The organism is Draconibacterium sp. (genome assembly GCF_041583095.1).
In the GTDB taxonomy this organism is placed as follows: Bacteria; Bacteroidota; Bacteroidia; order Bacteroidales; family Prolixibacteraceae; genus Draconibacterium.
Genome location: NZ_JBFHGM010000200.1, coordinates 1 through 9,592, shown reverse-complemented (window position 1 = coordinate 9,592; position 9,592 = coordinate 1). Strand labels below are relative to the sequence as shown.

Genomic DNA, 9,592 nt, shown 5'->3' with positions numbered 1-9,592 from the left:
ATGTCCATGATATGATGTCTGTCACTCAATGCACGGCCGGTTTCGGGCCAGAATGAGTGACGATTTACGCCTTTAAAAAGCACTTTTTCGCCGTTTACGTAAAAGCCGTCGTGTTGGCGCAATTCCACCGTTCTGAAGCCGATTCGCTCGGTAACTTCATGCAAAATATCGCTGCCTTTTTTAAGCGAAATTTTCATGTTGTACAAGGTTGACCATTCGGGATTCCAGGCTTTAACATTGTCGAAGTTACCCGATACCCAGACTTCGGTGTTTCCTTTTTCCATCTTTGCCTGAACCGGCGATCCAATTTCATTCCCTTCCAAATCGAATAATTCAATTGTGGCAGACAAGTCTGGTTTTGATTCGTTCAGGTTGATCAGAAGGTTGAATGAACCGTCGGCTTTTGGATCGATAGCCGTGCGGCTCATGTGAATTTCAGGAAGCACTTCGAGGAAAACCGGACGGTAAATTCCTCCGAAAATCCAGAAGTCGGCCTGACGCTCGGCGCGGTTGATCGACTCGTTGGCCGAGTGTTTGGCAACGTCAACCTCCAGCACGTTTGCTTGCCCGTATTTTAGCAAATTACTGATGTCGTATTTAAAACGATAAAAACCTCCCTGGTGCATTTCGCCGGCCGGTTTACCATTTATTTTCACTTTGGTGTCGGTCATCGATCCATCAAAAACAATGTTGATGGTTTTGCCTTTCCAGCTGCGCGGCACTTCAAATTCGTGTTTGTAAAGGCCGTGTTCTTTTCCCAGCTTAATATTTTCGTTGGACCAGTCGTGGCCGTAATTATAGGTTCCGAAACCCTGAAGCTCCCAGTTGGATGGCACAGCTATTTTTGTCCAGGAGTTGCTGTTTCTGCCATCGGTACAGAAAAAGTCCCATTCAACCGTATTATCGGCATCGGTACCTGATAGGTAGACAATTTTGGTTGTTTGGGCAAATCCCTGAATTAGTGTGAATAATGAGATTGTAAGAAGTAGCAGTAGTTGTTTCATGTAGTTATTTTATTGTTTTGTTAGTGAAAATAAGTTCCGCAAAAGCTCCTTGTATCAGAAGTCGATCTTAATGTTACCAAAATCAGGCGAATACTAAGATGAACGAAAATAGGAAATTTAAACAGGAGATTTGTGGACGATTTTGATTTTTAGGTGGACAAAACGATAAGAAGTTGTTTCGGCACAAAAGATATAGCTAAAATATGCAGGAAAAGCGAATCATATTATCGGTTTTCTGCATTCAATTGCGAAAAAGTAAAAAACGGTCGGCTCCTATCCGATTATTGAATGCTTAGCTAGAGACTAAGCGAGAAATTAACGAAGTATGAGATCACTGTTTTCTTGGTAGTATCTTTTTTCCTATCATTGCAATGGGAATAATAATTTGGAAGGGTAATATGAGGATGAAAAGATATATATTATTAAGCCTGTTTTATTTGCTGATTGCAGGTTTATCTATAGCTCAAAACAAGAATAACGTCCATTTTTATAACCTCAACGACAAATTCGGGATTTCCTTGCGTGAAACCAATTCGGTGTGTGGCGACGATAACGGTTTTATCTGGGTGTCGTCGAAAATGGGGATTATACGCTATACCCAGGATGATGTCAGAATTTATCAGCTTCCGTACGAAAGTACCAATGTGGTAACCGCCGATTTAACTTACAGCCAACAAAATCTATACGTTTATACCAATGCCGGGCAGATATTCAAATACAATTCCATTAAAGACCGTTTTGAATTGTTGATCAATTTGTCGCGGGTTCTACGAAATCCCTATTTAGGTGTTACAGGAATGCTCGTCGATCACGAAAAACGCTTATGGATATCGTCAACTACCGGGATGTATTACTTCAGCGAAGAAAATGGGCTTAAGGCAACCACTGTGGTGAATAATGTTTCGGCAATGACCTGGTACGATACCGAAAACATTATTTATGCTGAACAGGATGTGTTGAAACTATTCAATATTAATGAATTGGTTTACAAACCGTTTTATATGTTTCCTTCAGGTACAAGCTATGCAGTATCCTCTTTTTTACACGATGAACTGCAGGATGTTTGGTGGATAGGAACTATGGGAAGCGGGCTTTTTGTGTTTGATAGTAAAGCGGAACAGAAACTGACTCCTATTGTAGATATACCTAGCCAGCCAATATTGGCGATCGAGAATTTTACCACATCATCGGTGTTAATTGGTATCGATGGGCAAGGAGTTTGGGAGCTGGATAAAAACAGCTATGAGGTTCTTGCTGTAATGAAAGAGAACGCTGATAACATGGGCTCGTTAAAAGGTAATGGTGTTTATGATATTTACCGCGACAATAATAATCGAGTGTGGGTATGTACCTATAGCGGGGGAGTTTCGTACCTGGATATGGCCAACCCCATTGTAACCCAAATTAATCATATTGCAAATAACAACAACTCGCTTGTAAATAACGATGTTAACGCAGTATTGGAAGACAGCAACGGAAATTTTTGGTTTGCAACGAATAATGGTATCAGTTTCAGGAATAACGCTACGGAACAATGGAAATCTTTTTATCACAATAACGAGAAGCATGCACAGGTATTTTTAACCTTAAAGGAGGATAGCCGGGGACGTATTTGGGCCGGTTCGTATGGTTCGGGGGTTTATCTACTCGACAATAAAACCGGTGAAGAGTTAAAACATCTGAGTCTCGAATCAACCGATGGCCAGTTTGGAAATAATTTTGTGTTCGAGATTATGGACGATCAAAATGGTAATTTCTGGATTGGTGGCGTTCGCGGAGATTTAATCCGTTATGATATTAAAACCGAAACTTTCAGGTCGTATCCGAATATGACTGTGGGTAAGTTGTTGAATTATAAAGAAAACAAATTACTGATTGGGAACACCAACGGATTGGTTGAATTTGATATAAATACAGGGCAGACCGAAACTATTGTAGAAGGGTATATTGTAAACGATATTTATTTGAAAGATAATGTGGCCTGGCTTTGTACCGTAGGAAGTGGCATAATTCGTTACGATTTTATTACACACGAACAGGAGAATTTTACTGTGGATGATGGTTTGCCGTCCAACTTTGTTTCAAGTATTCAGTACATGGATGGTTATTTTTGGATTGGAACCGAGCAGGGACTTTGCCGTTTTAAACAAAGCGACCGGTCGATTTTAACCTTTAACGCCTTGCCTGCTGTAAGTAATGTGTCGTACAACCTAAGGGCCATTCAAGTGCTTGATGGTGACAGGTTAATGATGGGAACCAACAACGGAGCATTAATTTTTAATCCGAATGAAATTAAACCTGCTGAAAATAAAGGAAGTATTTTCCTGCAGGAACTTACTGTTTCGGGGCGTTCAATTCACGAACTTGAATCTCCGTCACTCACAAAACCTTTAAACGATCTTGAGAAACTGTCGTTAAAATATGCGCAGAATACCATTAGCTTTGAAATGCTGCCAATCGGGGTAACATCTCCCGGGGCCCGTTTTTCGTGGAAAATGGACGATCTTGACGCCGAATGGACAACACCGGCCAACAACAAAATCCTGTCGTACTCAAATATTCCAAGTGGAAATTATACTTTGCGGATAAGAATGTACGACAGTTCAAATACACAACTTCTTGCCGAGCGTGATATCAAACTCAATGTAATTCCGCCGTATTGGGCCACCTGGTGGTTCCGGATACTTATAATTTTATTTGTGTTCGGTCTGGTTGTATTTTTTATGATTTACTATATCGAAAACCTGAAAAAGGTACATTCCGAAGAGAAAATCCGCTTTTTTGCCAATACCGCGCACGATATCCGTACATCGTTAACCCTTATAAAAGGGCCGGTTGAAGAGTTGAACAAAGAGCCTGTGTTAACATCAAAGGGCCATCATTATTTACATTTGGCTACCGAACAAACACAACGGCTGTTAAATGTGGTAACGCAGCTGATGGATTTTCAGAAATCAGACATTGGTAAAGAACGTATTTCGCTACAAATGGTTGATGTGGTGAAGGCCACTAAAAACCGTGTTATGATGTTCGAATCGTATGGCAACAGTAAAAATATCGAGATTCATTTTAAATCAAATTTACCGAAGTTTGTTACGGCTGTCGACGAAACACTTATCGATAAGGTTGTTGATAATCTAATTTCGAATGCCATAAAATATTCGAATAAGGATAGCGATGTAAATGTAAGTTTACATTGCTCGGAACAGCGATGGGTTTTAGAGGTGCAGGATTTTGGAATAGGAATAAGCAAAAAGGCACAACGTCAGCTTTTTAAAGAGTACTACCGTGCCGAGAACGTGGTAAATTCTAAGATTGTTGGTTCCGGAATTGGTTTACTGCTGGTGAAAAATTATGTGAATCTGCACGGCGGAAAAATCAATTGTTTTAGCCAGTTGAATGAAGGATCAATGTTTCAGGTTGTTATCCCAACCAAAAAGCTGGACTCAGAGCCCATTGAAAAGGAAAGTATTCAGCGTCAAGAACTGCAACCTCCGGTAACAAAACAAGAGTTTAGCCCGGTTGTGCCGAATGAAGATGAAGAACCCGAGGCACTGAAAATGAAAGTACTTATTGTGGAGGATAATGAGTATTTGCGCGAGTTTTTAAAGACGGCAATGGAGCCGCAGTTTCAGGTTTACCTGGCAAAAAACGGCGTACAGGCCTGGGAGCTGATTGAAAAGCAAACACCTGACCTTGTTGTGTCCGATATAATGATGCCGGAAATGGATGGTTTTGAGTTGTGCCGTAAAATTAAATCAACTTACGAAACATCGCATCTGCCCGTAATTCTATTAACGGCACTGGCCGGAAAAGCAGAACAATTAAAAGGGTTAGGTTTAGGTGCTGACGATTACCTTACCAAACCTTTCGATGTGTCTATTCTGCAACAGCGAATTCGCTCGTTGGTGAAAAACCGTGAGATCATCAGAGATAAGGCATTAAAGGTGATAAAAGGAGGTGATGATTCAGCAATTGTAGAAAACGAACTCAACGATAAATTCCTGAAACGGATGGCAGAAGTGGTTCACGAAAATATGGCCAATGCGCAATTCTCGAAAAAAGATTTTGCTTCGGCAATGCACGTAAGTCCGTCGTTACTGTACAAAAAAGTAAAATCGTTAACCGATCAGTCGCCTACCGATTTTATAAAAATGGTTCGTTTAAATCATTCGCTCGACTTGTTGCGCACCAAACAATATAATATTACAGAGGTAAGCGAGCTTTGTGGTTTTGCCAGTGTGGGGTATTTCAGCACCGTATTCAGGAAACATTTTGGCAAATCGCCCACGCAAATGATGGGATAAGGATTTTAGTGCCTGGTTTTTTGTAAGTTTTTCTACTCAAATCTGTTCAGTGGACCGATTGTGCATGATGTTTTTCACTGGTGTAAAAGCATAATTACCTTGTTGATTGGTATAATTAAAACTGGCTTCACCATATTTTTGCCACTCATAAATATGCATTTACCCCGAAGTAAAATGGGCTTTGCAATACAATTTGTGTAGCTAAAGTCTCCAAAAATAAAATACCTTGTTTTTAAGGTTTTTCATGGGAAGACAAGACTGATTATCTTAATCCAGCTCCGGCTTCTAATTTTCCAATATTTATATTCAATATATCCAAATTGTAACAATTGGTACAAAGTTTATGTCTGATTCAAAAGATATTTACCGCATAAAAGATTGTCAACCAATTGCTATGTTAAAACAACTACTTCCGCCTAAAAAATGGCAACTTCCTGTAATTTTCGTATTAAGCATATTTGCAGGTCTGGTTTTGTTTCTTCTTTATGTTTCTAAAGCACATTCATATCTGAGCGACCGACCTGAGACCTGCACCAACTGCCATATTATGGCACCGCAATACGCTACCTGGACGCACAGTTCTCATCGTGAGGTTGCCCATTGCAACGACTGCCATGTTCCGCATAACAACGTCTTCAATAAATATTATTTTAAAGCAAAAGATGGTTTGCGCCACGCTACAATTTTCACCTTGCGAAAAGAGCCACAGGTAATTTATATTCACGAGGAAGGTGCTGAAGTAGTACAAAATAATTGTATACGATGTCATCAGAAACTGCTGGAAGATCCCAAACTGGTAGGAAATATTGAGGCTCACAAAGCACATCGCGAAGACCGGCGTTGTGTTGAATGTCATCGCGAAGTACCTCACGGTCGTGTAAATAGTATTTCGAGTGTGCCTAATGCGCGGGTACCACTGCCCGAGAGTCCCGTTCCGAACTGGATAAAACAATACATAAAAAATAATTAAAACAGAATCATGAGTGCAAAACAAAAACTAACCGAGAATCGCCCGTGGTTGGCGTGGATATTCTTTTTAGCAACTGTTGTTGTGGTTTTCTTTCTTGGCCTGCTGGCTTCGTCAATTGTTGAAAGAAGAGCAGAAGCTGCTTACGTTAATGTTCCAAAAGTTGAAATTGGTAAGTTCGAACCACGAAACGAAGTGTGGGGACAGAATTATCCCCGCGAATTTCAATCTTATTACGGAACGGCTGATACCAGCTTTCAGAGTAAATACAATGGCAATACCATGATCGACATGCTTGAAGTAGACCCAAGGCTTGTTGTTTTATGGGCAGGTTATGGCTTCTCAAAAGATTATAATCAGGGTCGAGGCCATTATTATGCAATAACCGATATTCAAAATACATTACGCACCGGTGCACCCAAAAAACCAACTGACGGGCCTATGCCGGCAACCTGTATGACGTGTAAAAGCCCCGATGTACCGCGGCTGATGAATGAAAAGGGTGTGGCTGCGTTCTACACCGGAGCCTGGGCCGAATTAGGTGCAGAGGTGGTAAATCCGATCGGTTGCGCCGATTGTCACGACAATGAAACGATGAACCTTACCATTACACGCCCGGCATTGGTTGAGGCTTTTGAGCGTATGGGAAAAGATGTTACAAAAGCCAGCCACCAGGAAATGCGCAGTTTGGTTTGTGCTCAGTGCCATGTTGAATATTATTTCAACAAGAAAAAAGTGGATGGTGCGCAGTACCTTACTTTTCCATGGGATAACGGATTTAGTGTTGAAGCCATGGAAGAATACTACGACAATATGGAATTTAGTGACTGGACACATTCCATGAGCAAAGCACCAATGCTGAAAGCACAACATCCGGGTTATGAAATTTATATGACCGGAATACATGCGCAGCGCGGCGTATCTTGTGCCGATTGCCACATGCCATATAAGAGCGAGGGAGGCCAGAAATTTACCGACCATCATATGCAGTCGCCGCTAAACAATATCGCCAACTCGTGCCAGGTTTGCCACCGCGAAGAGGCAGGAACTTTGCTGGCTAATGTTTATGAACGCCAGGATAAAATTATCGAAAACCGTGACAAGCTGGAAGAATTGTTGGTTCGTGCCCATGTTGAGGCCAAAAAAGCCTGGGATTTGGGTGCCGACGAAACTCAGATGAAAAATATCCTGATGGGAATACGACATGCACAGTGGCGCTGGGATTATGCTGCTGCCAGTCATGGAGGATCGTTCCATTCGCCTGTTGAAGTGGGGCGTGTAATTTCAACCGGAATTACCATTGCCCAGGATACACGCATTGAGTTGGCACGTTTACTGGCCGATCTTGGATTTAACAAGGCTATTCCATATCCCGATATTGCAAGCAAAGCAAAAGCACAGGAGTTTATCGGCCTGGATATGGAAAAACTGAACGAAGAGAAGCAGGATTTCCTGAAAACCATCGTGCCAAAATGGATGGAAGAAGCGGAAGAACGTGAGAAAACTTACGATGCCGTTGTAAAGCTGCAGGAATAATAAAAGCTAAACCCGAAGATTATGAAGAATTCCGGAATTACCGTTTTGGTACTGGTGATTATGTGTGTTTCTTTTGCTGCAAAAGCACAGTTTTCACTAACAGGAGAATACCGGCCACGAACCGAATTAAGCCGTGGTTATAAGTCGCTTGCCATTGAAGACCAAAAAGCATCGTTGATCACTTCGCAACGTACACGGCTAAATGCCATGTTCAAAAACGAATACATTATTACCAGCCTTGTATTGCAAGATGTAAGGCAATGGGGGAGTCAGCCGCAATTGGTGGGGAACGAAGATTATGCGCTTTCGGTACACGAGGCATGGGCCGAGGTGTTATTTTCGCCACAGTTCTCGTTAAAAGCCGGACGGCAGGAAGTGGTTTACGACGACCATCGTATTTTCGGAAACGTGGGTTGGGCGCAACAGGCACGCTCGCACGATATGGCCATTTTTAAATACGAAGACGATATTAAACTACATTTTGGTGTTGCGCATAACGAAAACAACGATATTACCAATAACATTTACAATGGTCCCGATGCTTACAAAGATCTTCAGTTCATATGGTTTAATAAAAGCTGGGAGAACAGTGCACTGAGTTTGATGCTTTTGAATAATGGTGTTCCGTATATGCAGGCAGATGAACAGAAAAACCGATACGGCCAGACCATTGGAGGAAGATATACCACGCTTGTTGAAGAGGTAAAGCTGGCCGGAAATCTTTATTGGCAAACCGGGAAACACGTTTCGGATACTAAGATCAGTGCGTTGAACGTATTGTTTGAAGCGGCGTATAAAAACTTTGTTGCAGGATATGAACGTCTTTCAGGAACCGATTACAACGAAACGGAGAAATATAAATCGTTTGCGCCACTTTATGGCACCAACCACAAATTCAATGGTTTTATGGATTATTTTTATGTTGGCAGCCATATCGGTTCGGTGGGATTAAACGATATTTATTTGAAATACAAGTACACGAAAGATCAATTTGTGTTTGATGCGCATCTGCATTATTTTGGAGCTGCAGCGGAAGTTGCTCCCGACGCTTCCAGCTATTTGGGTACCGAGCTTGATCTATCCGGTAAATGGATTGTAAATCCGTTCACCTCAATTACGCTTGGATATTCAACGATGTTTGCAGGCGATTCGATGGAAATTCTGAAAGGTGGCGATAGTTCTGTTGGGCAGCACTGGGCTTACCTGATGTTATCCGTTACACCATCGTTTATAAAATAGCTTAGCGAGAATAGAAGAGTATTTATTCTATGATGTGATAAAGTACAATAAAGCATTAACGGTTTGTACGTTAGTGCTTTATTGTTTTTTGCAACTGATCTGTTAGATTGTGGAGTGAGGGGAGTCGAATAATGTTGGTATTGGGCATTAAATCAGATGTTTATGAAAGGGGCGACTTGAGTGTTAACCGAATCGTTCACCAACGTTGTTTTTACGTTTATTTTGGTATTAATTACTGTGTTTTGAATATTTCATTATACCTTATTTCAATCTGATTAATTTCGGTTTCGGATAAAGCTTCAAATTCTTTTTCTCTGGCTCGTTTAGATAGTTCTCCGTTGTTCTGTTCTAAGAACCGAACCAATATTGCTACCATTTTATCAGGCATTTCAAATTCATCATCTACAAAACGTTTGAATTCATCGTAATGCCCAAGATAGGATACTTCCGAAGGTATAATATTTTCAATGGTATCGATTACGCAATCGTAAAGAAATTCTGCTTGAGGAGTTATATCGAAATAACGGTAAAAGTCAATT

5 protein-coding genes and 1 pseudogene are annotated in these 9,592 nt (G+C 41.1%); 4 read left to right on the top strand and 2 right to left on the bottom strand.

Annotated elements, in window-relative coordinates:
* On the bottom strand, positions 1-1,004 hold a 1,004-nt coding region (locus ABZB17_RS16385; protein ID WP_372651635.1), incomplete at its 3' end, for a glycoside hydrolase family 2 protein.
* 404 nt (positions 1,005-1,408) lie between these two features.
* Between ABZB17_RS16385 and ABZB17_RS16380 the strand changes: the two genes are divergently transcribed.
* From ABZB17_RS16380 to ABZB17_RS16365, 4 genes are all read left to right on the top strand, one after another.
* Positions 1,409-5,311 (top strand): response regulator, encoded by a 3,903-nt coding sequence (locus ABZB17_RS16380; RefSeq protein WP_372651634.1) that lies wholly within the window; start codon positions 1,409-1,411, stop codon positions 5,309-5,311.
* Between the two features lie 343 nt (positions 5,312-5,654).
* A complete protein-coding gene (gene nrfH, locus ABZB17_RS16375) occupies positions 5,655-6,281 on the top strand; it encodes a cytochrome c nitrite reductase small subunit (protein ID WP_372651633.1) in 627 nt (208 codons plus the stop codon).
* A 9-nt stretch (positions 6,282-6,290) separates the two neighbouring features.
* Positions 6,291-7,814 (top strand): ammonia-forming cytochrome c nitrite reductase, encoded by a 1,524-nt coding sequence (gene nrfA / locus ABZB17_RS16370; protein ID WP_372651631.1) that lies wholly within the window; start codon positions 6,291-6,293, stop codon positions 7,812-7,814.
* Positions 7,815-7,835: 21 nt separating this feature from the next.
* A complete protein-coding gene (locus ABZB17_RS16365) occupies positions 7,836-9,053 on the top strand; it encodes a hypothetical protein (RefSeq protein ID WP_372651629.1) in 1,218 nt (405 codons plus the stop codon).
* A gap of 232 nt (positions 9,054-9,285) precedes the next feature.
* Here ABZB17_RS16365 and ABZB17_RS16360 read toward each other — a convergent pair.
* Positions 9,286-9,592 (bottom strand): annotated as a pseudogene (locus tag ABZB17_RS16360) (cell filamentation protein Fic); the annotation flags it as partial.